Raw genomic sequence first — 24,777 nt, forward strand, 5'->3', positions numbered from 1 at the left:
GCGCCCGCCCTCGGCCTCGCCCGCTCCCGCGTGCCCGCCCTGTCCCAGATAGCCGGCGCCGGCGCTCCCCGCGCGGCCGGCGGGGGGGGCGCCCCCCCCCCCCCCCCGGCCCCCCCCACCGCCGTACTGCTTGATGCGGGCCTATCGCAGGGTGACTCCGGTGCGCCGGGCGTAGGCGTCGAGCAGGGCGTCCTGCGCGCGGGTGTCGCCCACCGAGGCGTGGACGTCGTCCTCCGGTTCGCGGTGGAAGAAGAAGCCGCCGGTCCCTCGGCTCCCGGGCTCGGTGCCCTCGGTCAGCCAGACCTGGGTCTGGTAGCCGGCCCGGAGGTCATCGGGGGCGTGCGGTCCGTTGGCGAATCCCATCTTCGTCGGCACCCAGCCCGGGGCCTCCGCGTTGACGCGGAGGCCGGGCCGCCGTCGGGCGACGGCCATGGCCAGGGTGAGGATCTGGAGCTTGCTGTCGTCGTAGTCTTCGCTGTCAAAGGACAACTGCCGTCCGTCGACAGCGGAGCCAGCGGGCGGCGACAGTCTTCGGCACCTTCAGTGCAGGGGCGATGCGTTCTCAGGCTGTGAGTCGGAGCATGGCGGTAGCGTGATGAGGGCGTGACCGATAGTGATCGGCTGCGGCAGCGATGTTGGTCCAGCCTGCTTGGCGCATGAGTCCGATGGCGAGGTTGCGCAGGGTGGCCATGGCGCGGGGTGCGGTGCCGGTGCGTCCTCGCCGAATGTGACGTCTCTGACGTGGTGCAGGGCCTCGACCGACCAGTGATTCTGGACGAGTTCGGCGAGTTGCGCCGCGCCGGCCTGCTCGGGCGGAAGGCTGGTGATCGCGTAGACGCTCTTCGTCTCGACCCTGCCGGTCTTGCGGTGGGCGCGGCGGCGCTTGATCTCCATGACCTGGACCGCGTGCGGGAAGAACAGACCTGGCCGGACGGTGCAGACCTTCATACGGCGGACCTCGCGGCGGCCGTGTCTGGACCCGGTGGTGCGGGCCTGCAGCGGAATCTGACGCCAGGGCAGGCGCCGCAGCTGCTTGCGCAGCTTCTTCTGGTTCCCCTTGACCACCAGGAGGTAGTGGCCACTGGCGGCGATGACGTGCTCGGCGTGGGCGCGCTGGGTGTGCATCGCATCGGCGGTGACGACAACGCCGCGCAAGTCGATCCGGTCCAGCAGCGGGGCGAACGCGGGGGTTTCGTTGCTCTTCGCGGCGACCTGGCGCTGGGCGATCACGGTCTGGCAGGCGTGGAGCGCGGCGGTGAGCAGATGGACGGCTTGGCCGTCGGTGCGGGATCCGCGCACGGTCTTGCCGTCGACGGCCAGACCGACCAGGGTGTCGCCGGGTCCGTCGACCGGGTCGGCGACGTAGCGGGCCAGGCACCCACGGCGTCGTCCAAGGCGTCGCCGTCCAGGCGGGCGAGGAGTCGTCCCAGAGTGGAGGCGTTGGGTGTGCTGGAGGTCAGTCCGAGTTGTTCGCGCAGCTCGGAGTCGGTGTCGGCGGCGAAGCGGGCCATGGCGGCCAGGGACGTGGCTCCGCCGAGGACGGCGACCAGGCACAGCGCGAGCAGGGAGCCCAGGCAGTAGCGGCGGCCCCGGGTCCGGCGCGGATCGGGTAGCCGGTCCAACACTTTTGCCAGGCAGGCGAGCTGTGACGGTTCCGGTTCCGGGTATGCGGAGTCGATGTCCGCACAGTGGTGCTGCAGGACACCGATCAGGGAGGATGACACGCGAACGCGACCCCTGTTCATGATCAAAGACTGCGACAACCTGATCATCAGGGGTCGCGTCTCTCGTTGCAGAACTGGGTTGACGGTCCAAGCCGGCGCGTACTTCTCCGTCAGATTCAGCGTGTTGAGCCGCGCTGGCCAGCGTCTCGGGCGCGCCGAAGGCGGGGCCCGCACCGGGCTCTCGGAGAGGAGCCGACCGGGTTTTGGCTCTGTGCATCGGACGTGGCCATCTTCGCAGGCAATGTGTTACCGGCCTTGTGGGCCGATGCGGTGGCCAACCAAGAAGGCGGCGGTACCGCTTGCTGTGGCGTCGAGAGGTCAGACGCGGAGCAGGTCGGTCGAGACCGTCCAGAGGCGCTTGGCGGTGGCGGGATCGAGCGCCCATTCCTTGACACCGTGCGGGTGCTGCGCGAGGTCGGCGTCGTTCCTCACGGTGTAGGCCTCTTGTGCATCGTCGAGGTAGTGGCCTCCGGAGTGCGCGAACTCTGGGGCGACGGCTGCGACGATGCTGGTGGCAGCGCCCTGCTCGACCGTTTTGTACGTGAAGACTCCTGCGGCTTCGGCCGCGTCGAGCGACTCCTTCTGTTGCGTTGTGAAGTTCCGCTGCAGTCCCGTCGCGACACCGCCGGGGTTCACCGTATTGGCGATGATGCCGTCGGATGCCCAGAGGCGACTTGCCTCGACGGCGAAGAGAGAGTTAGCCGTCTTCGACTGGGCGTAGGCAATCTGCGGATCGTAGCTGCGACGCTCGAAGTGGAGGTCGTCGAAGTCGATGCCGGCACGCATGTGCGCCGTCGAACTGACTGAGACGATCCGTGCTCCGTCACGGTCGGCCGCTCCCAGGGCCAGGGCGTCATGAAGGCCGGTGGCGAGGGCGACGTGGCCAAGATGGTTCGTCGCGAATTGCAGCTCCCAGCCCTCACGTGTGCGTTCGAGGCCACCGGTGACCACGCCCGCGTTGTTGATCAGCAGGTGCAGCGGGCCGTCCCACGCGTCAACGAATCGCGTGACGGTGGTCCTGTCGGCAAGGTCGAGCCGGACGGCTCGGGGCCGTATTCCCCCGGTCGACTTCTCGATCGTCTCAGCGACGGCGTCCCCCGCCGTCGTGTTCCGGACAGCGAGCGTCACCTCGGCCCCGGCAGCGGTCAACGCGCGAGCTGTCTCGATCCCGATTCCGGAGGAAGCCCCCGTCACGATCGCGCGGAGCCCGGTGAGGTCGACACCCCGCAGTACCTCGTCCGCGGTGCTGGAGGCGGTGAAGGGCGTGGAGATGGGTTCGCGAGTAGTCATGACGGTGACTATACGCACTAGTCTTGATTTGTATAGTAAGACTCTCGCTCGTATGCTCGATCCATGAACAGGCCCACCCCCAGCCCCCCGCCGTCGACGGTCGCCGACACCGACCGTCGGACCATGGTTCTGGACTCCGCCATGGTCACGTTCGCGCGATTCGGTTACCGGAAGACCTCGATGGAGGAGGTGGCGCGAGCGGCGGACATCTCCCGGCCCGGGCTGTACTTCCTCTTCTCCTCGAAGGAGAGCCTGTTCCGCGCCGCCGTCACCCAGGCACTGGAGCGCGACCTCACAGCGGTCGAACACGTCCTGGCCGACACCGGCCGACTCCTTGCGGAGCGCCTCCTCGATGCGTTCGACCAGTGGGCGGGCCGCTACATCGGCCCGCTGACAGCGGATGTGGCGGTGGTCATCGAGGGCAACCCCGGCCTCCTGGGGGAGATCGTCGAGACCACGCCGCAGCGTTTCGAGCAACTGATCACAAACGCGATCGCCGTCGAGGCAGGGCAAGCGGCGGCCCGCCAAGTCGCCCAGACGCTGATCAGCACATCGACCGGCCTCAAGCACCAGGCCGCATCGCGGGACTTCTACCTCGAAAGACTGGAGGTCGCCATCAACCTCCTGGTGCGCTGAAGACGCTCACCGAAGCCGTGGGAGAGAGCCCGGCCGAACAGCCAGGTCCGCCCGCCCGGCCAGATCTGGCACCGATCCCCCGCCACCAGACGATCCTCTGGCGCCCGGAACGTATGCCAACCCGGCAGGCTTCCACCCCTGTTCGGCCCACTTCAACACGTATACCCAACACGCAAGATGACGTACGCGATCAGCTCATCTCACCGGCTGAGAACGCATCAGCCTTGACCTTCAGTGCGCTACGGCCCGATGCTGGCAGATGGATAACATGACCTGGGATTCGACAGCGGCGAACCCAACGCCGATTAAGCCTGATCGACCCAGGGGGATAGATGACAGTCAGGTTCGACCCGCATATCGCCCGCCAGGCATTGGACGAAGCATTTAAAGGCTGTCCCGCAAGTCGTGGTCGTTCGGGGTCCGGCGGTCAGTTCGGGAGGGGAGTGCTCCGCTTCAAGTGCCAGAAGGGGTGCCAAGCGCCGCCGAACCGCTCGAACGACAAGCTCATCCCTTGATGAACTCGATGATCTGCGGGGCGATCTTCTTCGGAGCCATGACGACGGCGCCATGGTTGAGTCCGGGCAGAGTGCGATGGTCGGCCTGCGGCAGGATCTCGGTGACGGCGAGGGCGGCGCGCTGGAATGCGGCTGGACTCTTGCCACCGGTCAGCACGCGGGTGGGTAGGGCCACCCCTTTCCACTCCTCGGCATCGAGCGGCTTGCCTTGCTGGGTATCGCCCATGACCGCGATGTCATAGGGGAGAGTGCTGGCCAACTTGGTGAGGTTTGCCCACATCTTCGGCATGAGCTTCATGAAGAACACGGCGATGCCGGGCCTGCCCTGCACCCTGGTCATGAAGTACTTGACCGCGTCGCTGTGCTGGCCTGCCGCAAGCAACGCGGTGATCTGCTGCGCGAGGTCCTTAGGCGGTCCGTCGTCGCCTTCGCCGACCACGAACGGCGGCTCGTACAGAGCCAGGCGGTCGACGTCGACTCCGGCCGCGGCCGCGCGCAGGGCGAGGACCGCTCCGGAGGAGGAGCCGAACAGCGACGCCGAACCGCCGACGTGTTGGACCGCCGGACCGCCGTGGACCGGGCCGCCCGGCAGGCGGCCGACACCCAGCTGGCTGCCCGGATACGGGCCGTGCATCAGGAATCGGACGGCACCTACGGAGCCCCGAGGATTACCGCCGAGCTCCGCGAGACGAGCGCAGAGGCGCTCAACCACAAGCGCGTCGCCCGGATCATGCGGACGTTCGGGATCGAAGGAGTCCGGTTGCGCCGCCGGCACCGCACCACCGTCCCCGACCCGGCCGCGGCCAAGGCGCCCGACCTCATCGGCCGAGAGTTCACCGCCCAGGTACCGAACACGAGGTACGTCGGTGACATCACCTGCCTGCCCATCGACGGCGAGGAAGTTCTGCTATCCGGCGACCGTGATCGACCTCGCATCGCGACGTCTGGCCGGATGGGCAATCGCCGACCACACGCGCGCGGATCTCGTCGCCGGCGCCCTGGCCGCGGCTGTCCGGACCCGCGGCAGCCTCGCCGGATCGATCATGCACACCGATCACGAAGCCCAGTACACGAGCAGGATATTCGCCGAAGCCTGCAGGTCAGCAGGGGTCCGGCGAAGCATGAGCGCGGTCGGTTCCAGCGCGGACAACGCACTCGCCGAGTCCTTCAACGCGACCTTCAAACGCGAGACCCTACAAGGGCGAAAGAGCTGGCCAACCGAGCACGAGGCCCGACTCGACGCGTTCCGACGGCTCCACCGCTACAACACCCGACGCCGACACTACCGCCTCGGACAACAATCACCGATCGCCTTCGAGAACGCCCTCCAACACACAGCAACTACGCTGGCTCAAGCCGCATAACCCGTGTCCAAGAATCGGGTCAAGGCCCCTTCGCCCCTTCCCCGACCGGCCCACCCAGCACACCAGCTACTTCTAATACACGACCTAGCTCAGGCCCCACGAGACACGCCTGCGCTACCAACAGCGGCAGACCCTCGCGGCATAACAACGATGTGTCCATGACCACGGGGAAAAGCCTTATTCATCCGACATGCCTTGGCGCGCAGTCCCCTTTCACCCTCTGTCGACCAGAGCTACCTTGTAGATGAACCGTCATCAGGTCATGCGCTTATGTCAAGTCCATGACTGTGCGTTGCGTGACTGCCCAAAGGGACTGGAGCCCTCCATGAAAGCAAAACGCCTCGGCGCAGCACTGGCCGGCTGTTTACTCATCGGACCCGCCCTGCTCATGGGCGCCAACCAGGCCGCCGCGGGCACGACCGTGGCTGACCTGACCTGCATTCCGCCCAGCTCTCGCGTGACCACTTGGACGCCTGCGCTGACCTTGGCACCGCAGAGTGTGAAGCCCAAGACCCAGACGGACTACGGCCCCTGCGTGTCGATCAGCCAGCCGGGCATCGTCTCGGGTACGGAATCTACCCAGGGCCTCACGACCACCCTGTCCTGTCTCGATCTGCTCAGCTCTGGCACCATCACCACCACCATCACGTGGAACACGGGTCAGAAGACCACCTTCACCGGCACCCGCACCGCCAACATCGCCGGCGCCGTCTTGACCAACACGACAGTGGGAACAGTCACCTCCGGAACGTTCGCCGGGAAAGCCGTCGTGCAGCAACAGGTCGCACCCGCGCTGAACGTCACCGCCTGCACGTTGGGCCTCGGCACCGTCTCGTCCATCAACTCATCGGTTGTCCTCGAAATCACCTGACCCGCGTCAGGCGTGCGGCGAGCAGGGCAATCTCGTCAGGACGCTCCGTGACCACTCGCGCGAAAGGCGGAAGCGAACCTCGATCCTCCGTGTGATCTCGGATCACACGGAGGATCGAGGCTTTGTGGCATCGGCCCGAAGAGGTCAGGAGGTGGTGACCTCGGTTCGATATTTCTGCATGATCTCGCCGGAGATGCGCGTGCGTACCTCGCCCGCGGGTTCAGGTGTCTCACGGAGCGCCCGGGTCGTCCTCTCGCCGAGTTCGATGAAGTAGTCCAGGTAGAGATTCGGTGTCATGATCGTAAGGAAGCGCGCCGGCTCGGAGCCGGGATTGTGGAAGGTGTGGGGGACACCGAGGGGAACGAGCACCCAATCGCCCGAATCCACCCTGCGAAGACGTGTGCCGGAGGTGAACTCGACGATGCCGTCGAGAACGAACCAGGCTTCTTCATGGGCGTGGTGCACATGCTGGGGGGGCGCGACGAAATCGGGGGGAATCGTCATCTCGGCGACCACCAGATTGCCCCTGGTGCGCGATCCGTCCTCCTTGACGATAAGTTCGGCACCGTCGCCGAGTCCGACATGGCGTCCGTCACCCGCTGCAACGATGTTCCAGTCCATGGGTTACTCCTCGTTCTACCGTTTCGCCCAGCCGTTGGGTGAGCAGGAGTGACACGATTCGCTCTCTGTCATGCGGTGGGAAATGAACTGCTTACAGGAACGGCGTCACGTTGTGGTTGACGCGGAAGAGGTTGGCTGGATCGTAGCGAGCCTTGACAAGCCCTAGCAGGGCGTATTTTTCCTTGCCTCCATAAGCTTCTATCAGGCGGTGATTCTCGTCGAAGTTGAGGAGATTGGGATAGACGCCAGGAGCGGTCCAGGGTGCGATGTGGTCAGCAGTGTCACAAATCGTCAAGATATTTTCCTCATCGCAACAGGGTTCGTCCCAGTGCACGGAGAAGTTGAGCCAGTACGGGGCGGATCGGTTGGCGAAGGCTGCCTCGTCCTCCGCAACATCGGTGAGGGCGCCACCGAGAGAGATGATGTAGACCTCTCCATGCAGGTGCATCGTGCGCCAGAAGCCGACCAGGCGTTTGATCGCTTCGTCACTCAAAGTGGCGAGATGGATCTCCTTGGTGTAATTGCGACGGCCGTTGGGGAACTCGGGGTCCATGGCCCTCTGCATCCCCGTCCCGAAAGGCATCACGGTTGTGGCGGCGTGGCAGGGCGCGCCCACCCGGGTGAGCTGCTCGGTGCAGGCGATGCCTTCAGGATCGTCCGGGTCATCGAGCCACATGGAGAACAGCATCAGCATGCGCGCTCCGACCAGCTCGGGCGGCACGAAGGGCAAGGGAGGCATATGACGTTTGAGGCTGCCGTGCCAACCGACGACACGCGGCAGCCCGGGCACTGTGCGGGCGTAGACGCGCAGTGCTTCTTCGGTGTCCTCGGGACGGTAGAGGCTTACTCCGATGCGGAGCAGCGGTCCAAAAGGATGGGCGCGCAGGGTAAAACGGGTGACGATGCCGAAGTTTCCCCCACCGCCGCGAAGAGCCCAGAACAGGTCGGGGTGTTGAGTGGCCGAGGTCTCGACGACACGACCGTCAGCCAGCACGACTTCAAGGGACACGAAGTTATCGCAGGTGAGCCCGTGCTTCCGGCTGAGCCACCCCGCTCCGCCCCCCAGGGCGAGTCCGCCGAGACCGGTCTGTGAGACAGTGCCGAGAGGGACGGCCAATCCGTGAGGCTCGGTGGCCTCGTCGACATCGGCCAGCAGGCAGCCTCCTTCGGCCTGGACGAGACGGGCTGGGGCGTCGACTCCGACGTGGCGCATGAGGCTGAGATCGATGGTCATGCCCCCCTGGGTGTGGGCCTTGCCGGCCACGGAGTGGCCTCCGCCGCGGACGGAGAACTTGACGTTTAGTGCGCGGGCGGCCATGACCGCTGCCACGACGTCCTGTGTGCCCGTGCATCGAACGATCAGACCTGGCTGCTGGTCGACCATGGCGTTCCAGACCTGGCGTGCCGCTTGAAAGCGCTGATCTTCCGGTGTAATCAGCTCTCCGGCGAAGAGGGGTGCCAGACGGACGAGCAGCTTTCGGCGCAGCTCGTCGTTGAGTGCCTGTGCTGGTCGGTCGGCCTGCGGCGGTGCAGGGCCGGTTTCGGCTGTTTCAGTCATGGAAGCCTCCTGCGGGGCAGGCGTGGGCGAGGTGGTTACTGTGTCGTGAGGGGCGAGGGTGCCAGTCGAAGGTGACCGCGTCGGGCAAACAGCGGTCCAGATCGTCGACCAGCACGACCAGACGCTTCAGCTGCGTCAAGTCCCTGAGCAGGCGGGCGCGCAGGATGGTCAGGGCACTACGGTGCAGAAATCTCAGGAGTCAGCTCCGACGCTGCGGTGGTGCGTCTTCATCCTTCCCGACCACCCGCCCACCGAACACACAGCCCTTCCCCCGAGGCACACGTATTGAAGCGCGGCAGCGCTCATCGCCCCAAGGCGGCGCCCGAGGTTACGCCCCTGGACAGACCACACGCCCGCGCACGCTGAAACGCGTGGACGGCTGCATTCCCGCACGAGTCTGACAACCGAGGGTCTGAAACACACGCGGAACCGACAGCAGCGGACGACACGTCGGCGCCGCCTTCTCCACCACCAGCAACAGAGACGACCCCCTGCTAACGCTCGGGGCGTCACTAATCAACGGCCGCTGGGTCCAGGCCGAGGGAACATAGCAGCGAAACGCCGGTTAGCCAAACCGGCAGCTCCGCAGACAATTGAGGTCTACCGCGTACACGTGGCCTGCGCACTGCATACCCAGCGCAGAACGCCACCCGTCGAGACGAAAGAAATCGATGCACATACAAGAGAGCGAGCCTGCGAGCGCCCGATACAGTCCCGCGCGCATTCGTGCCACATGGAACGGAACAGGGAGCGTGGAGGATGCCGCAAGAACGCTTGGATTTTCGCGAGCGAAGGGGTACGAGCTGATCCGCAGGGGGCGGTTCCCGTGCCGCGTGCTTCGCATCGGACGAAGCTCGCGCGTCGTCACGGCGTCCCTGCTCCGCGTGCTCGAAGGCGGAGAACCGGAGTACAACGGTGCCCGCACCTGACGCCTTCAGCGCCTTGAGCCAGTGTCGGTGAGGCCCCGTCAAACACTCTGCGGGGCCTCACCGTCTCACTGACGCTCCTGAACCGCGGGGGTCCGGTCGGCGCCATCTGGCCAGTGCCATGGTCCGGCGCGGCACCGGCCACTGTGTGAGTCGCTCAGCGCACCACATGCCGACCCCGCGACGGACGGCAGCACTTTCGCAGATGCCGGACATCGCCTCAGCGTCGGCCCTGTTCGCCGGCCTGATCCGGCCAGTGGCCGACTCCGCGCTCTACTCGGGCCGGTCTTCGTTGGTCAGACTGCGGTACCGAGGTGGTCGGGGGCGGGAGGCACGTATGGCAGCTCGGCGTGGACGGGGTGCGGTTGCGCGAAAGCGGAGGGCGGTCTGGCTGAAGCGGGCGTCGGGGTGTGGGGCCACCGCCATAGCTCTCCTGGTGATGTTCTGGTCGGTGGTCTGGCCCTACGTCACGGGCGTACTGCTGCTGGGCTGCGTGGGAACGGTCGCTTGGTGGCTGTGGCGTACTGACCGACTGGTGCGCAAGCGGGACCACCTGTGGCGACAGGCCGACATGATCGATGCCGGTCGGTGGACGCTGACCGAGGTGGACGCGATGACCGGTACGGAGTTCGAGGAACTGGTCGCGAACCTCTGCCGACGAGACGGGTGCGTCGAGGTACGCCGGGTGGGTGGCGCGAACGACAACGGAGCTGACGTCGTCGGTCGACTGCCAGACGGCCGGAGCATGGTGATCCAGTGCAAGCGGTACGCACCGACCAGCACGATCGCGAGCCGTGAACTGCGGGACCTGCTCGGGGCCCGGGTGCATTTCGGCGCCGACCTTGCCGTGTTCGTGACGACCACGCGTTTCAGTCGGCCGTCCGAGAAGTTCGCGTTGCAGCACGGAATTCTCGCCGTACACCGTGACCACCTGGGGATGTGGAACGGAGGGGCCTCGTTAATGTCACTCGCCGAGATCAATGGTGCCGGTCAGGGGGACGCCCGGCACCGGACACGCTGGAAGCAGGCATACAGCGAGCAACCCCCTGTATAGGGGGCAGGAGGCGGGGCCGCTGCCTGGTCAGCTCCCCTTCGTGTCGTACAGCCGCCACGCCGGCCAGCGGATGGCTTCTTCTGTCTCGCCGCTGCCGCTCATCAGGTTCCGCCGGTGCAGCGTAAGCCGCAGGTGACGTGCCGCGTCGGCGCCTTCCTCTGGCCCTCGATCGAGCAGCACGGCCCGGGTCGATGTGCCATCGGTGTCGCGCACCAGCGCATCGGCCGGATGCCCGTGGCGGCTCTCACCCAAGGTGACGGTGGCCCCGGGTAACCGGGAGAGGACCTGATAGAGGCGCTTGGACAGGGGGTCGCCGGCCTCGTCGTGTGGCCTGGAGCCGTCGTTTTCCGCTGCGTCGAGCAGCGCGCCGGCCACACCGCCCCGCTTCCGCCAGCGGTCTTTGTCCCCCACCACGATGAGGTGACTGCGTGCTCTGGTGATGGCGACGTTCCAGAGATTCAGCTGGCCGGCGACCCATTCGACGGCGCCGGGGCGCATGCCCTCCCCGGCGACAAGTGAGAACACCATGACGTCGCGTTCGCCGCCTTGGAAAGTGTGCACCGTACCGACGCGCAGACGCTCCTCGTCATATCGGCTCAGTCGACGGCGTAGTGCTTCGGCCTGCGCTGTGAAGGGAGTCACGACGCCGATGGTGGCTCCTGGGGGCAATTGCTCCAAGAGGTACCGGACGCTCGCATCCACTTTGTCCATCTCGACCTCGTTGACCCACGAGCCGCCGTACGGCGACCGGGCGGCCCGTCCGGGCACGTGAGTCCAGATGACTGCCGGACGCGGCAGGGCAGGCCGTCCGCGAGTGTCCGTGAGAACGGTCAGGTCACCTTCGTAGAAGAAGTCGTTGGAGATCGCGGCGATGCGCGGGTGGCAGCGGAAGTGTTCGTCGAGCAGCAGGGTGCCGCCGGCGGACCTCTCTGCGGCGTGGAAGGCGGAGTGGCGCCGGTAGGCAAGGCGGTGCTTCTCCAGCCAGTCCGATCGCAGTCCGAGTTTCCGTCGGACGAGCGCCTCGCGTTCCGGGCTGACCTCCGTGATGTGCGCCAATTGCATGGCGTCGCCGATCACCAGGGCCCGCCGCGCGCGGAACAGCAGCGGCAGGACGTGCGGGATGGCGCACTGGCTGGCCTCGTCGATGACGACGAGGTCGAAGAGAGCTGGACCGGGTGGGAAACGCCGGGCGGAAAGGCTGGTCACCGCCCAACCCGCCACTGCAGGCTGGGTCTTCTGTCCGTGGGACCGGCCGAGGACTTCCCGTATGTCGGGCCAGTCGCTGCGGTCGCTGTCTCGTGCGCGGAGCAGGTCGAGGATGCGGCGACGCCCAGCCCGTGCGTGTGCCTGCACAGTGCTGGCGAGAAGGGTGCGCGACGCGGCATGCACAGCCGCCTCGGCGCCGTGCAGAGCCTGGGACAGATGTGTGTCATCAACGGAAGCCACATGACTGTGCAGGTCACGCCAGTCGGCCTCGGCGGCGGCGAAGCCGGCGAGCGCGATGCACCCTGCGACGTGATCACCGTCGTACGCGCCGAGGCCGTGCGTACGCAGAAAACGGGTGCGACGCCAGCGCCCGAGGAACCACGCGCGGGCGAGGCGGCCCGCCTTCTCCTCCACCTCTTTCGGCTGCGTCGGCCCATTGAGCACCTGGTGCAGTTCGGTTACGGCGACACCGAGCTGCCTGGCGTGCTCCTCGCGGGCCTCACCGGCCTGGCGCAGCTGCCGTTCCGTGGTGGCGATCTGTGCGAGAGCGTGCCGGTCACGGGCGAGCTGGTCGGCCGACACGTCGGCCTCCACGGCGGCGGTGGCCACGTTGGGCGAGGGCTCGGCCATGGTCCGCAACTCGTGCAGCGCGGCGATTTCGTGCTCCGCGTTGCTCGTCGCATTCTTCCGGGCCGAGCCGGTGCGTACGACGCTGCCGGCGACCAGCCTGTCGCACCGACGCCAGACCTCGTCCACGGCCTCGTTGTTCGTGGACGCCACCAGGACGGTCTGCCCGTCGACGATGGCGGTGGCGACGAGATTGGCCACCAGCTGGCTCTTGCCGGTGCCGGGAGGACCCGTGGCCACGGTCAGGCGGCGGGTCATGGCAGAACGGATGACTTCGGCCTGGGCTTCGTTACAGGGCAGAGGCGTCACCAGGCGCGCCGGTTCCGTATCTGCCAGGGCCAGCGCACGTGTGCGCTGGGCGGCGTCGGGCGAGAGGGCGCCGAGGGCGGTCAGCTGGATCTGGTCCGTCTGCTTACCGATGTCCGTGAAGTCGTCGAGGAGCCGCTTCGTGTAGCCGGTTTTGGGAAGGGCCGTGAAGAGGACCGCGGCGTTACGGGCGCCGTGGCCGGGAGTGTGGACGTCGATACGGTCCGCGAGCTGGTCGGGGCGGAGTTCCTGCACGCAGGGCAACTCGAAGTCCTCGGCCAGGAGGTTGCGTGCCTCCACTGCCATACGGTCGTGCTGGCCCCGGTGCCAGGAGGGCTGGAAGGTGTCCGCGAGCTGGGAGGCTTCTTCCTCGCCGAGCCAGTCGACAGCGAGTCGTGGATGTGGCTGAACCGGGCCGTAGGGTTTCAGCCGCACCTCGCCCTCCCCTTGGACGATCTCGACGCGCCGTATCAGCAAGGGGGCGAATTTCGGATGCCGCCAGGAGCGTCCGGTGCGCTGCCCCGTCAGCACCACGGCGGGGTATCCCGCCCAGAGTTCGGCGTCCTGCTCGGTCGCCGATTCGATGAGGGCGGCTGCCTCCTCGGGAAGGGCGACGCAGCCGTCGGCATCGACATCGCCCGACAGGAAGCGTTCTGCCCCGGCCAGGCAGGCGTACGAAGTGTTGTGATGCCCCACTTCCATCAGTGGCGTCTCGGTGTCACCGGCCAGGATGCACTCACGGTAGTAGTCCAGCAGGTGGGGCCAGGTTGGCTGAGTTACCGCAGACTTCGCGGGGCCGGATTGCGGCTGATCCGCTGCCTGACGTGGTCGGTGACTCAGCGGTTCGAGAATCGGGGCACGGCCGAGCGGGGAGGCGGCGATCACGATGCGGTCGTCGACACCGTGTGCCGAATGCACCGGTACCTGTCGACCTCCTCGTGCCCGCATACGCCGGTTGACGTAGTTGAAGAGGTCGTCCACCGACACTTCGCTGCTGCCGTCCTTGCTGACCTTGCCCGTTCGGAGGGCTTCGATCACCTCAGCGGTGAACGCGGAAGGCTTTACGTCGGCGCCTTGACCGGCATCGGCGTACGAGTCCTCCCCAGCGCGCGAGGACGACAGGACGTAGACGCCTCTACTGGTCAGCAGGGCCGACTCACCGGACTTGGCCACGGTGCCGTCCGGCTGCTGGTCGGAGGTGCGCAGGCCGACGGCGAAGCCACCGCTGCGACAGCAGTCGATCATCACGACCTTCTGCGGCGCGACGCACTGTTCCAGCAGCTCATTGACGAAGCCGGCGCTCACGCCGGTCTCGGCCACCCGGTCGAAGTCGGTGTCCCGCGCGACGACGTGGAATTCGCCGCCGTCCCTGACCCGTCTTACACCGTGCCCCGAGATGTACAGCAGTGCCAGTTCGTCCTCGTCGCACGCCGTCACAAACTCACCGATGGCCAGTCGCATGTCATCGGCGGTGAGGTCGGTCTCCGTCTGGATCGAGACGAAGTTGCCGATATTTCGATGCCGCAGGACCTGACCCAGCCCCCAGACGTCCGCCTGTGTGGACGGCAGTGGCGCGAAGCGACTGTCGTCATAGTGCTCGGTGCCGATCAGCAGGGCGCGGCGTTTGTGCAGTCGGGTCACGCTGCGCCGTCCTCCGGGCCCGGGCCCTCGCCCCCGGTGGCCCGGTCCAGGAACTCGTGGACCATCCGTTCCTGCGCAGCGTCCGGACGGCCTGTGATCTTGACCGAATTCTCCCCGTAGGACACCTCGACCTTGCGGTGCCGTTCCTTGCCACACCACTCTCTGATCAAGGTGATCAGCACTTGCGAGGCCGGACGGGCGACAGCGGATGCCGTGGCCGCCCACAGCGCCAATTCGCCGACGCCCGCACCCTTGTGGCCAGGCTCAGCGGACGCTTCTTCGTCCGCGAATCCGACGGCCAGGCCGTCTTCCGCCCGCAGCATGTCGTACAGGTCCCGGGTGAGGCGCTCTTGCCGGAGCGTGTCGCCACCCGTGGGCACGACGAGTCGCCACTGGAATCCCCCGCCCTGCATGGGCCCTCCTTGCTGCCGTTTCATCGCTTTTCTGCTCTGTGCACGTGACTTTGGCATGGAGAACACCTGTGGAGACAGTCGTGGAAGTGCGAGGGTGACGGCATTCGGCCATCCTCGCTCTGCCCCCTCCGGTCGTCGTCCGCCCGTCAGCTCCGCTTCCTGGCACGGCGCTTCCTGGGCGTCTCCGGAAGAAGGCTCATCACCATGATCGAGCCGTCCTCACGCAGGGACACCGGTCCGTCCCAGTCGTCCTCGAACCGCGCGGAACGCCAGGACGAGCGCAGGGCGTGCGCTTCTCGCCGGTACTGCTCCACCCGCCCGTCCCGCAGGTGGCGGAAGAGGTTCTCGGCGAGTCCGGAGAACGCCTCGACCCGGGTGCCGTTCAGTCGGAACACATGGTCGGTGTCAACGAAGTGCACCCCGCCGATCTCGATTTCCACGTCCTGGACGATGCCGGTGCCGGCGTGGGTGAAGCCTTCGAAATGCCAGCGACCCTGTCGCTTCGTCAGGTACTGCGCGGTGAGTTCTCCACCGCCGGTGAAGCCCGTCAACCCGGCAGCTCCCGCACGCGCCAGGGCCCGGCGGAACCAGGCGTACTGGTCGGGCTGCACCTGGAATCCACTGACCCTCTGCTCTTCCCCGCCGTCAGGGTCCGGGATGCGGACGTCCGGGTAGATGTTCAGGTCGTCGAGTGCCTGATCGGCGTCCGCAGCCGGATCGTCAGGCGCGTAGAGCCAACGCCCCGTCCCCGTGGGCCTGCAGGATGTGGACGGTGATGCCGCCCTGCCCGAGCAACTCAGTCGATGTCACCAGCACCGGCGTCTCGTTCCACCGGCCCACGTGTACCGCTTCCACCTGCGTCGAGGCGCTGGCCAGTTGGGTGTACACGTAGGGAGTCTTCCCGTGCATCCCTTCACAGGCGAGGGGAACGACCTTCGACGGCTCGCCCGGTTTCCACGCCTCCAGGAAGAAGTTGGGCCGCTGCCGTACCCAGCTCCTGCGCCGCACGTCCTTGCCCACCAGCGCCCAGCCGGCCTGTAGCGCTATGTCGGCGTCCACGAGGGAAACGCTGTGTCCCGGATACCGTTTCCGGACGATGCGCTCGGCGGCGGCGAGCGCGAACCCGATGCCCAGCTCACCGGACTGAACGGTCTTGTAGTGCCGACGCGGGTTAAGAGCTCGTAACACGATCACGGGCGATGGGGACGCAGCTCGTGGCCGCACCGTCAGCCTCGCCGGACCGCCCCGAGCTGGGCCCGGTGCAGGTCTGGGGCGGTGAATCGCTGCGCCACCGTGCGCAGGACGCGGGCCATTGCCTGGGCGGGAGGGGTGGCGGGGCGTGTTGCGGCGCGTGCGAGGAGGATGCGGCGGGTGGGGGCCGGGACGTCGGAGGCGAACGGCAGGAGGCGTACGTCGCTGCGTCGGCTGGTGAGGGCCAGGCGGGGCGCGAGCGCGATGCCGAGACCGGCGGCGACCATGGCCTGCGCCTCCTGGTAGTCGTGCGATGAGTAGGCGATGCGAGGCTCGAATCCCGCCTGGCGACAGCTACGGCGCAGGACGTCGGCGACGGGATGGTTGTCGGCGCGGATGATCCACTCCTGCTCGGCGAGGTCCCCGAGACGCACGGAGGGATGGGTACGCAGAGGCGAGTCGGCAGGGACGACCAGCACGGTGGGGTCGTCCAGCAGGTGAGTGAGGGCGAGCGCCGGATCGTCGAGTCGGTTCCATTCGTAGTCCCAGAGCAGCCCCTGCTCCACCTCGCCGGTGTGCAGCATCTCCCTGAGCTCAGCGAGGACTCCGGCGCGTACCTCGATGCGGATGCCTGCGTGGCGGCGTCGGAAACGCGTGAGCGCCAGCGGCAGCAGGGACGCGCTCGCCGTGGGGAAGGAACCGAGCCGCAAGGTGCCCTGGTCGAGGGCGGTGAAGGAGTCCAGGTCGGCCTCGGCGGCACGGAGTTCCCGGCGGATGGCCTGACCGCGTTCGGCCAGCGCGGCACCCGCCGGGGTGGGGCGGATACCGCGTGGCAGCCGTTCGACGAGGGGCTGCCCCGCCTCGTGCTCCAGCAGGGACATCTGCTGGGAGGCGGCGGAGGTGGTCATGCCGAGGGCTTCCGCCGCGGCGGTGAGCGAGCCGCGTTCGGTGGCCTCGGTGAGCAGCAGTAGACGGCGCACGTTGAGCATGCCGTCGACTTTAGCTGAGCTAAACCCAGGTGAAGTGAACTGCGATTGTTCCGAAGTCATGCCTCTGCGAAGGTCTCCGCATCCGCCGAGCGGTTCACCGGCCCGCAATGAGCCCGTAACCGCTCCTCGGGTCTTCTCCCTCCCCTCCGTTGATCCAGGAAGAGCCTCAGACGTGCACATTCCCGCGACCCTGGTGCGTGGCGGCACAAGCAAGTGCTGGCTGTTCAACCAAGTTGACGTCCCTGCCCACCGCGGTGACCTCGAACAGCTCCTGGTCGCCGCGTACGGCGCCACCGACCCCGTGGAGCTGGACGGGGTGGGCGGGGCGACCCCCACCACCTCGAAGGCGGCCGTCGTCAGCGCCTCGCCCGAACCGGGCGTGGACGTGGACTATCTCTTCGCCCAGGTCGGCATCGGGACCGGCTCGGTGGAGTGGACGAGCAACTGCGGTAACTGCGCCACCGGCGTCGCCCTGTACGCGGTGAGCAAGGGAATGGTTCCGGTCACCGGCGACCGGACCTGCGTGGTGATGCGCAACACCAACACCGGCGCGGTCCTCGAGGGGCTCGTGGACACCACCGGTGGCGTCGTCCACCACTTCGGCCGCCAGACCGTACCCGGCACCCGGGCCGGGGGCGTCGCGGTCGGCCTCACCTTCCGGGATCCGGCCGGTGGCACCACCGGTTTACTGCTCCCCACCGGGCAGGCCGCGCAGGACCTGCGGGTCGCTGCCACCGAGCCGGTGCGGGTGAGCATGGTGGACGCCGGGGCCCCGGTCGTGCTCGTGGACGCCGTCGGCACCGGGCGTACCGGTGCCGAGCCACTGGAGCGGATGAGCGCGGACGTCCCCTGGCTGCGCGCCGTCCGGCACACCGCGGCGCCCCTGATGGGGCTGGACCAGCCGGGCGAGGAACCGGGCGACGCGGTGCCCAAGGTGGGCCTGGTCGGCCCGCCGGTGCCGTACACCACCACCCTCGGCGAACCCGCCGCAGCCGAGGACTACGACGTCTCGGTGCGCATGCTCAGCATGAACGCCCCCCATCCGGCGATCGGCCTGACCTCCGCCGTCGCCGTGGCGGCAGCCGGGCTGGTGGAGGGCTCCGTGGTCTCGCGGATCACGGGCGGCCCCACCGACGAGTGGCTGCGGCTCGGCACACCCGCCGGCATCGTCGCGGTCCGCTGCACCGACGTACGAGACGGCCTGCCGCACCGGGTCACCGTGCAGCGCGCGGCCCGTCTGCTCGCCGACGCCCGAATCTACGTCCCGGAAGCAGGCCGTACGCAAGCCGCCTGAACCGCGACGGACATCGCCTCGGTCGGCCGGTCCCCCAGCCGTCCGCACCGGGATACGCTCGCGCCCTCGGGGCGCGCCACCCCGTCCCCACCGCACCAAGGACAAAGATGTCTGCTGAAGTGATCTCCATAGGCGCCCTGCTGGTGATGTTCGTGGTCGGCACCGTGCTGCCGATCAATCTGGGCATCCTCGCCTTCGTCGCCACCTTCGCGGTCGGCACCGCCTCGCTCGGCCTCACCGAGGACGAGATCTTCGAGGGGTTCCCGGCGAGGCTCTTCGTCACCATCGTCGGAGTCACCTACCTGTTCTCCGTCGCCCGCCGCAAGGGCACGATCGACTGGCTCGTCGCGGCCGGGGTGCGGCTGGTACGCGGCAAGGTGCAACTCGTCCCCTGGGTGCTCTTCCTGGTGGCCGCCCTGCTGACGGCGTTCGGTACGTTCACCCCGGCCGCGGTCGCGATCCTCGTGCCGATCGGCATGAACTTCGCCTACCGCTACAAACTCAACCCGCTGGTCGTCGGCATGATGGTGATCAGCGGCGGACACGCGGGCGCGTTCTCCCCGCTCGCCGTCTCCGGTGCGCTGGTGCTCGGCCTCGTCGACAACACCGATCTGCAGATCTCCGCCGTGGCGCTGTTCAGCGCCAGCTTCGTGATCAACCTGCTGCTCTCGATCCTCACCTACGCCCTGCTCGCCAAGCGTCCCGCCCCGCTGGCCGAAGGCGCCGCGGAGGCAGCCGACGACGAGGACCTCGCCGTCTCCGGCAGGCCCGACTGGCGGCAGTGGCTCACCCTCGCCTCTCTGGTGGCCCTCGTCGTCGGCGCGCTCGGCTTCCACCTGGAGATCGGCTTCCTTGCGCTGGCCGCCGGCGCCCTGCTTGCCCTGGTCGACATGAAGCGACAGGAGAAGGCCGTGGACGGCGTCAGCTGGTCCACCCTGCTTCTGGTCGCGGGCATGATGACGTACATCGCGATGCTGGAGAAGGCCGGCATCATCGAGGAGATCTCCGAACATGCCGCCAACCTGGGCGCCCCGCTCGTCGTCGCCCTGCTGCTGTGCTTCACCGTGGCCATCACCTCCGCCTTCGCCTCCTCCACCGCCATCCTCACAGCGATCATCCCCATCGCCGTACCACTGCTGCTCTCCAGCCACCTCAGCGCCGCCGGACTGATCGCCGCGCTCGCCGTCTCCACGACGATCGTCGACACCTCGCCCTTCTCCACCAACGGAGCACTCGTCCTCAGCAACGCCCGCGGGGTGGACACCCGCCGCTTCTACCGCCAGATCATCGGCTACACCGGCGGAATCGTCGCCCTCGGCCCCGTCGTCGCCTGGGGCGCCCTGGTCCTGCCCTGGTCATAGCGCAAAAGACCGACGACGGACAGCGGAGGGCGCCGAGCTGGACCACGCACGGCGCCCTTCGAGCTCGTAACGCGAATCTTGAGCGAGTGGGCCGGTCAGGCGTGTCCGGTGTGATGATGTGGCTGTTGATGGCCGTGTGAGTACTCGGCCATGGATCGTGGACGATGACCTGCGGGAACTGATCGAGCCGCTGCTCCCGCCCTGGCCTGAGCGGTCACCGGGGCCGAAGCCGGTGGACGACCGGCTCTGCCTGCAGGGCATCCTGTACGTCCTCCACCAGGACATTGCCTGGCAACTCTCGCCCCTAGAGTCGGGGTTCGGTTCGGGGCAGACTTGCTGGCGCCGCCTGGCCCGCTGGCAGCAGGCGGGCGTCTTCGACCGGCTGCACCGGATCCACCTCGCGGAATTGAACGCGGCCGGCGAACTCGACTGGTCCCGCGCGTGCGTGGACGGCTCCCACATCCGCGCGAAAAAGGGGGAGCCGCGACCGGTCCGTCACCAGTCGACCGGCGGAAGACGGGCAGCGAACACCATCTGATCTGCGACGGGCAGGGAACCCCGCTGCACGTCCACACCACCGCCGCGAACGTCAACGACATCACGCAGACCCTCGTGCCGGTCGACGGCATCCCGCCGGTGGCCGGACGGCCCGGCCGTCCCCGCCGACGCCCCGACAGCGTGCTCGGCGACAAGGCATTCGACTCGAAAGCTATGCGCCGTGAGCTGCGCAAACGCCGGGTCCTGCCGGTGATCTCCCGCAAGGGCTCCCCGAACACCAAGGGCCTGGGCAAGCTCCGCTACGCCGTGGAGCAAACCTTCGCCCTGCTCCACCAGTTCAAACGCCTCGCCGTCCGCTGGGAGCGACGCCGCGAACTTCACGACGCCTTCCTCGCGTTGGCCTGCAGCCTCATCTGCTTCAGGCGGCTGAAGAAGGCCGGGTCGAAGGACCGCCCTACAGGCTTATGAGACCGTCGTGCCTCCTGATGCAGGGGACGCCGCGCGACACCGCCGGATGAGCTCGGTCGTGGAGACGCCGGCGGTGTACCGCACAAGGCGCAGCCTCCCCGCGGCGGCCATCGGGCCGGAGACTTCTGTTACGACCTCTAACTGATCGTTTCAAAATGAAGCGCTTGGCTAGCTGGATGAACCTTGCGAGGATTCGATCTCAATGGTGTCGACCGGAACCGGGGGCAACCTCTAGTGAGGCAGTGGCGACTCTTTAGGGGCGAGGTCCTGGTCGGTGAACTTCATGAGTACGGCATCGACCAGCCGTCCTTCCTGGCGCACTTCAGCCCGGGGCCAGGGTGGGAGACCGTCAGAGGCCTCTTTGAGGCTTGGGCATCTCTCAGCGGCCCTGACCCAGACGGAACTAGAACTTCCGCAGTCGCCAAGCCTCTGCGGGATCTGGACCTGACCTTGGTGTCGGATGACGAGCAAGTTCTGCTGGAGGTCTTCAGGAACTGCTCGTTGCTCATCGATGGGCTGGAGGCCCGCCTCCGCTACTGATCCACCGCAGCCTGAGTTCGCTGAAGTCGTCGCAGACAGATGACGCTGCAGGCCAGTTCGAGCAGACCCTGGTGGAGATCGGCGCGTCGTTCGTAGCGGGTGCGGAGTCGTTTGAACTGGTGCAGCCAGGCGAAGGCCCGCTCGACCACCCAGCGCACTTTGCCCAGTCCGGAGCCGTGGGCAGCGCCGCGACGAGCGATTACGGGTTTGATGCCTCGCTTCCACAGCAGACGACGGTACTTGTCGAAGTCGTAACCGCGGTCTGCAAACAGCCGCCGAGGCGTGCGGCGAGGGCGTCCTCGCACGCCCCGTATTGGCGGGACCGCATCCAACAGTGGCAGGAGTTGGGTGACGTCGTGTCGGTTACCGCCGGTGAGTGTGACTGCGAGGGGACTACCGTTACGGTCGACGATCAGGTGATGCTTGGATCCGGGGCGGGCACGGTCGGCCGGCGAGGGGCCGACATGATCCCCCCTTTGAGGGCTGGGATGTGTGAGCCGTCCACGGCACAGTCGTCCAGGTCCAAGAGGTCGGCACTGCGCAGCTCGCTCAGGAGGGTGGAGTGCAGGCGGGGCCAAACACCGGCCTCGGTCCAGTCCCTCAGCCGGCGCCAGGCCGTGACCCCTGAGCAGTCCACCATCTCCGCAGGAACGTCACGCCAGGCAACGCCAGTTCGCAGGACGTACATCACTCCGCCAAGAGCCGCCCGGTCGGGAACGCGCAACCGGCCGGGACATCGGCGGCGCCGTTCGGGAGCGGGCGGTAGCAGCGGAGCCACCCGCTCCCACAGGTCGTCAGGAACAAGATCAGCACGCACCCTGACACCTTGACGACCAAGATCGTCAAACACAAGCCCCTACAGCTCAACTCATTCTGAAACGATCAGTAAGGCGCGGCGTGATCCGTACCGCCGTTGCCGACCTCCTGCCCGAGCACACCGGCGTCGAGGAGGGCTCCCCGACGCCGGAGCTGCCCGTAACCCTCGACATGCCGGGCAAGGATCGCCGACTTCCTCCCCGCCGCCGAACTGGACCCCGCAGAGCAAGAGACTAGGACGTACCTCAGCGGGGGCCTCGCCCTAACACCCGCGTATCACACAGCGATCACCAACTGGGCAGACCCTCCCGGACCAAGAGGCTCCGACCTGCGGCTTCATGCCCGCGTTGGACTGGCATAGACGCCCTTGGACGGCTTCTACAACCTGTGCCATGTGGTACCCAGTGAGGGACCCAGGAACAGAACCGGGGCGTCTTCTGGTCCGTCAAAGCGGTATTGCAGGGTGTTCGGCGGTGTCTCACTCACGGCTCCGACCCTCTCACGTCTCACAGACGCCCTTATAACGCGGGGGTGCGGGAAACCGGTCTGACCAGGTTGAGGATTTCGCGGGCGGCATATCGCTCGAAGCATCGGATGACCTCAGACCTGTACGTCGATGGTGTCCTGCGCTTCGCGACCGCGACCACTGTGGCCGCGCTGATCGCGGCCCGGCTGTTGCCCGGGATCGCGGTCGGCGCCGCCGTCGCGGTCGCCATGGCCGCCGTTACACCGACAACCCCGAAAGGACCGTCCCTGCAAGCGCGTTCGCATCATGCACGCTCGGTGACCACAGGCGAGCACTCACCGTCACCACCGACTACGGAACAGACCCGAACGATTTACGGTCCCGCACGGCGCTCAGCCGCAGGTGGTGCCGTGCAGGGTGCAGGTGCGCGGCGGGGAGATGTCGCCGGTGTGGGTGGCCGGCCTGGAAGCCGCACCGACGCCCGGGGCTCGCCGCAGCCGGAGCCGGGGGCGGCCGTCCCGGCCGATGCGGCAGCCGTGCGGGAGGCTGTGGCCGGGGCGTTGTCGCTCCGGCCACGCCCCAGTGCCGTGTCGATCACGCCCGGGTCCACTTCTGGTTGGCCTGGCCGTTGCAGGTCCACAGCACCAGCGGGGTCCCGTTGGCGGTGCCGGCCCCGTTGGCGTCGAGGCACAGTCCGGAGCGGACGTTGCGGATCGAGCCGTCTGAGCCGACGGTCCACTTCTGGTTGTTCTGGCCGTTGCAGGGCCAGGTGATGACACGGGTGCCGTTCCCGGTGCCCTGGTTGTAGGCGTCCAGGCACTTGTCGCCGTAGACGCGGATCTCACCGCCCACCCATGTGGTCCACAGCTGGTTGGCGGCCGTGTGGCAGTCCCACAGCAGAGTCGCGGCGCCGGCGGCCGTGGAGGCGTTGTCCACGTCCACGCAGCGGCCGGAGGCGTTGCCCCGCAGGCGTGAGGTGGTGGCGGCCAGCGGGCTGCCGCCGCTCACCCGGTACGCGGCGACGCCGTGCGCGGGGACGCTCGCCGAGATCTGCCCGGACGTGCTCGACGTGCCGCCGGTCCACAGGTCGGTGAGGGTGAACGGTCCTCCGCTCAGGCCGATCTGGGCGGCCGTCGTGGTGACCGTCGCCGCGCTCCCGCCCCGGTTGAACAGCCCCACCGCGACCGAACCGTCCGCCAGGGGCTTGGCGAACACCTCGATGTCGCCGTCGTCGCGCACCCTGCGCCCGCCCGCGCCCTGGGAGTCCTGGTTCACCGCCAGCAGGCGCGGGTTGCGCAGGATCGCGCTGACGTCGGCGGACATCGTGCGGATGTCGTTGCCGGCCATCAGCGGCGCACTCATCAGCGCCCACAGGGCGAAGTGGGAGCGGGACTCGGTCAGCGACAGGCCGGGGCGGCCGACGACCAGCATGTCGGGGTCGTTCCAGTGCCCCGGGCCGGACTGTGCGGCCAGCGGCGCATTGACGTCCAGGACGTTGCCGACGCCCATCGGGTAGCTGTTGGTGTTGCCGTTCTGCCAGATGTCGAGCAGATCCTCGGTCGTCCGCCATAGGTCGGCGACCTCCCCCCAGTTGTACGTGGACCCCGTGATGGCGTGGAAGCTGTTGGGGTTGATGCTGTAGACGATCGGCCGACCGGTGGCGCGCAGGGCATCACGCATCAGCTTGAACCGCGCGACCTGCTCGTCACGTGTGCCGCTCGAGGAACACCAGTCGTACTTGAGGTAGTCGACCCCCCATGTGGCGAACGTGGCGGCGTCCTGAACCTCGTGGCCCCTGCTGCCCGTGGCGCCCGGGTAAGTGCCCACGGTCTGCGCGCAGGTACGCTCGCCCGGCACCTGGTAGATGCCGAACTTCAGGCCCTTGCTGTGGATGTAGTCCCCGAGGGCCTTCATCCCGCTCGGGAACTTCGTCGGGTTGGCCCGCAGGTTGCCCTGCGCGTCACGCTGCGGGTCGAACCAGCAGTCGTCGACCACCACGTACCGGTAGCCGGCATCCCGCATGCCCGAGGCCACCATCGCGTCGGCGGCCTGGCGGACCTGGGCCTCGGTGATTCCGCACCCGAAGGTGTTCCAGCTGTTCCACCCCAGCGGTGGGGTGAGCGCCGGACTGCCCGGCGCGGCCGTGGCGGTGGACTGCGCTGAGGCCGTCACGGACGCGGTCACCGTCAGCGCGGCGGCCGCGAGGAGGCGGAACAGTCGTCCGCCTGATCGTCTGGGCACCGGGACTCCTTCGTCAGGGAAGAGAGGAGAGGGGTTCGAAATTTCGATCGACGTTCGGAAACTTCGGATGCCCCACGGATACTAGAGAGACGGCCGGTCATGTCAACACCCCCTTGAAGGGCCGGATTCGAGGTGGGATCAGCAAGGAGGCAAGGGCGAGG

21 protein-coding genes and 1 pseudogene are annotated in these 24,777 nt (G+C 67.6%); 8 read left to right on the top strand and 14 right to left on the bottom strand.

The annotated features are described in order from the left end of the window. Positions 1-141: 141 nt before the first annotated feature. The 4 genes from EV562_RS08380 to EV562_RS08390 form a co-directional block, all read right to left on the bottom strand. Positions 142-489, bottom strand: coding sequence for a hypothetical protein (locus EV562_RS08380; protein ID WP_133886076.1), 348 nt, complete (start codon positions 487-489; stop codon positions 142-144). Positions 490-540: 51 nt separating this feature from the next. Continuing rightward, positions 541-1,299, bottom strand: a complete 759-nt coding sequence (locus EV562_RS35030; RefSeq protein ID WP_166661669.1) for an ISAs1 family transposase — start codon at positions 1,297-1,299, stop codon at positions 541-543. After that, complete coding sequence (locus EV562_RS35035) at positions 1,227-1,724, bottom strand: transposase family protein (RefSeq protein ID WP_166661670.1); 498 nt, start codon at positions 1,722-1,724, stop codon at positions 1,227-1,229. Before EV562_RS35035 ends, EV562_RS35030 begins: the two co-directional genes overlap by 73 nt. 318 nt (positions 1,725-2,042) lie before the next feature. Then, positions 2,043-3,014, bottom strand: coding sequence for an SDR family NAD(P)-dependent oxidoreductase (locus EV562_RS08390; RefSeq protein ID WP_133886078.1), 972 nt, complete (start codon positions 3,012-3,014; stop codon positions 2,043-2,045). 141 nt (positions 3,015-3,155) lie between these two features. Between EV562_RS08390 and EV562_RS08395 the strand changes: the two genes are divergently transcribed. Then, entirely contained in the window at positions 3,156-3,650 is a 495-nt protein-coding gene (locus tag EV562_RS08395) for a TetR/AcrR family transcriptional regulator (RefSeq protein WP_133886518.1), read from the top strand. A 504-nt stretch (positions 3,651-4,154) separates the two neighbouring features. Here the strand turns inward: EV562_RS08395 and EV562_RS35040 are convergent. Continuing rightward, positions 4,155-4,799: an alpha/beta fold hydrolase gene (locus EV562_RS35040; protein WP_243860003.1), complete on the bottom strand. Its 645-nt coding sequence runs from the start codon at positions 4,797-4,799 to the stop codon at positions 4,155-4,157. Between EV562_RS35040 and EV562_RS35475 the strand changes: the two are divergent. Both EV562_RS35475 and EV562_RS08410 read left to right on the top strand, forming a co-directional pair. Further along, positions 4,743-5,529: pseudogene (locus EV562_RS35475) on the top strand (IS3 family transposase); the annotation flags it as partial. The gene EV562_RS35040 and the pseudogene EV562_RS35475 sit on opposite strands and share 57 nt — an antisense overlap. 325 nt (positions 5,530-5,854) lie before the next feature. After that, a complete protein-coding gene (locus tag EV562_RS08410) occupies positions 5,855-6,400 on the top strand; it encodes a hypothetical protein (protein WP_133886081.1) in 546 nt (181 codons plus the stop codon). Positions 6,401-6,544: 144 nt separating this feature from the next. On the opposite strand, the gene EV562_RS08415 is transcribed toward EV562_RS08410, so the two are convergent. Both EV562_RS08415 and EV562_RS08420 read right to left on the bottom strand, forming a co-directional pair. Further along, on the bottom strand, positions 6,545-7,021 hold the full coding sequence (locus EV562_RS08415; protein ID WP_133886082.1) for a cupin domain-containing protein: 477 nt from the start codon (positions 7,019-7,021) through the stop codon (positions 6,545-6,547). A 91-nt stretch (positions 7,022-7,112) separates the two neighbouring features. Then, positions 7,113-8,579 (bottom strand): FAD-binding oxidoreductase, encoded by a 1,467-nt coding sequence (locus EV562_RS08420; RefSeq protein WP_133886083.1) that lies wholly within the window; start codon positions 8,577-8,579, stop codon positions 7,113-7,115. 671 nt (positions 8,580-9,250) lie between these two features. Between EV562_RS08420 and EV562_RS08430 the strand changes: the two genes are divergently transcribed. Together EV562_RS08430 and EV562_RS08435 are read left to right on the top strand one after the other, a co-directional pair. Then, positions 9,251-9,508 carry a helix-turn-helix domain-containing protein gene (locus EV562_RS08430; RefSeq protein WP_133886084.1) on the top strand — a complete coding sequence of 86 codons (258 nt, stop codon included), beginning with the start codon at positions 9,251-9,253 and terminating at the stop codon, positions 9,506-9,508. A gap of 436 nt (positions 9,509-9,944) precedes the next feature. Beyond that, positions 9,945-10,559: a restriction endonuclease gene (locus tag EV562_RS08435; RefSeq protein WP_243860028.1), complete on the top strand. Its 615-nt coding sequence runs from the start codon at positions 9,945-9,947 to the stop codon at positions 10,557-10,559. A gap of 27 nt (positions 10,560-10,586) precedes the next feature. On the opposite strand, the gene EV562_RS08440 is transcribed toward EV562_RS08435, so the two are convergent. From EV562_RS08440 to EV562_RS08460, 5 genes are all read right to left on the bottom strand, one after another. After that, complete coding sequence (locus EV562_RS08440; protein ID WP_133886086.1) at positions 10,587-14,339, bottom strand: AAA domain-containing protein; 3,753 nt, start codon at positions 14,337-14,339, stop codon at positions 10,587-10,589. Then, complete coding sequence (locus EV562_RS08445) at positions 14,336-14,752, bottom strand: hypothetical protein (protein ID WP_133886087.1); 417 nt, start codon at positions 14,750-14,752, stop codon at positions 14,336-14,338. Before EV562_RS08445 ends, EV562_RS08440 begins: the two co-directional genes overlap by 4 nt. 146 nt (positions 14,753-14,898) lie before the next feature. Continuing rightward, positions 14,899-15,363, bottom strand: a complete 465-nt coding sequence (locus EV562_RS08450) for a hypothetical protein (RefSeq protein WP_133886088.1) — start codon at positions 15,361-15,363, stop codon at positions 14,899-14,901. A 109-nt stretch (positions 15,364-15,472) separates the two neighbouring features. After that, entirely contained in the window at positions 15,473-15,946 is a 474-nt protein-coding gene (locus EV562_RS08455; protein WP_133886089.1) for a hypothetical protein, read from the bottom strand. Between the two features lie 32 nt (positions 15,947-15,978). Continuing rightward, complete coding sequence (locus tag EV562_RS08460) at positions 15,979-16,932, bottom strand: LysR family transcriptional regulator (RefSeq protein ID WP_133886090.1); 954 nt, start codon at positions 16,930-16,932, stop codon at positions 15,979-15,981. A 172-nt stretch (positions 16,933-17,104) separates the two neighbouring features. Here EV562_RS08460 and EV562_RS08465 point away from each other — a divergent pair, with 172 nt between their 5' ends. From EV562_RS08465 to EV562_RS08475, 3 genes are all read left to right on the top strand, one after another. Continuing rightward, positions 17,105-18,226 carry a PrpF domain-containing protein gene (locus tag EV562_RS08465; protein ID WP_133886091.1) on the top strand — a complete coding sequence of 374 codons (1,122 nt, stop codon included), beginning with the start codon at positions 17,105-17,107 and terminating at the stop codon, positions 18,224-18,226. A 107-nt stretch (positions 18,227-18,333) separates the two neighbouring features. Further along, positions 18,334-19,587: an SLC13 family permease gene (locus EV562_RS08470; RefSeq protein ID WP_243860004.1), complete on the top strand. Its 1,254-nt coding sequence runs from the start codon at positions 18,334-18,336 to the stop codon at positions 19,585-19,587. Positions 19,588-19,723: 136 nt separating this feature from the next. Then, a protein-coding gene (locus EV562_RS08475) for an IS5 family transposase (RefSeq protein ID WP_166661674.1) occupies positions 19,724-20,553 on the top strand; the annotation gives its coding sequence in 2 pieces (ribosomal slippage) (positions 19,724-20,057 and positions 20,057-20,553; 831 coding nt in all). Between the two features lie 533 nt (positions 20,554-21,086). Here the strand turns inward: EV562_RS08475 and EV562_RS08485 are convergent. Further along, a protein-coding gene (locus EV562_RS08485; RefSeq protein WP_133886092.1) for an IS5 family transposase occupies positions 21,087-21,910 on the bottom strand; the annotation gives its coding sequence in 2 pieces (ribosomal slippage) (positions 21,087-21,571 and positions 21,571-21,910; 825 coding nt in all). Positions 21,911-22,969: 1,059 nt separating this feature from the next. Continuing rightward, positions 22,970-24,616, bottom strand: coding sequence for a ricin-type beta-trefoil lectin domain protein (locus EV562_RS08490; RefSeq protein ID WP_133886093.1), 1,647 nt, complete (start codon positions 24,614-24,616; stop codon positions 22,970-22,972). Positions 24,617-24,777 lie beyond the last annotated feature (161 nt).

The organism is Streptomyces sp. BK208, assembly GCF_004364245.1.
Taxonomy (GTDB): Bacteria; Actinomycetota; Actinomycetes; order Streptomycetales; family Streptomycetaceae; genus Streptomyces.

Bases quoted from the DNA above. Each gene is read 5' to 3' on its own strand.
- EV562_RS08390 (WP_133886078.1), bottom strand. From the start codon at position 3,014: ATGACTACTCGCGAACCCATCTCCACGCCCTTCACCGCCTCCAGCACC.
- EV562_RS08395 (WP_133886518.1), top strand. From the start codon at position 3,156: ATGGTCACGTTCGCGCGATTCGGTTACCGGAAGACCTCGATGGAGGAG.
- EV562_RS35040 (WP_243860003.1), bottom strand. From the start codon at position 4,799: ATGCACGGCCCGTATCCGGGCAGCCAGCTGGGTGTCGGCCGCCTGCCG.
- EV562_RS08410 (WP_133886081.1), top strand. From the start codon at position 5,855: ATGAAAGCAAAACGCCTCGGCGCAGCACTGGCCGGCTGTTTACTCATC.
- EV562_RS08415 (WP_133886082.1), bottom strand. From the start codon at position 7,021: ATGGACTGGAACATCGTTGCAGCGGGTGACGGACGCCATGTCGGACTC.
- EV562_RS08420 (WP_133886083.1), bottom strand. From the start codon at position 8,579: ATGACTGAAACAGCCGAAACCGGCCCTGCACCGCCGCAGGCCGACCGA.
- EV562_RS08430 (WP_133886084.1), top strand. From the start codon at position 9,251: ATGCACATACAAGAGAGCGAGCCTGCGAGCGCCCGATACAGTCCCGCG.
- EV562_RS08435 (WP_243860028.1), top strand. From the start codon at position 9,945: ATGTTCTGGTCGGTGGTCTGGCCCTACGTCACGGGCGTACTGCTGCTG.
- EV562_RS08445 (WP_133886087.1), bottom strand. From the start codon at position 14,752: ATGCAGGGCGGGGGATTCCAGTGGCGACTCGTCGTGCCCACGGGTGGC.
- EV562_RS08460 (WP_133886090.1), bottom strand. From the start codon at position 16,932: ATGCTCAACGTGCGCCGTCTACTGCTGCTCACCGAGGCCACCGAACGC.
- EV562_RS08470 (WP_243860004.1), top strand. From the start codon at position 18,334: ATGTCTGCTGAAGTGATCTCCATAGGCGCCCTGCTGGTGATGTTCGTG.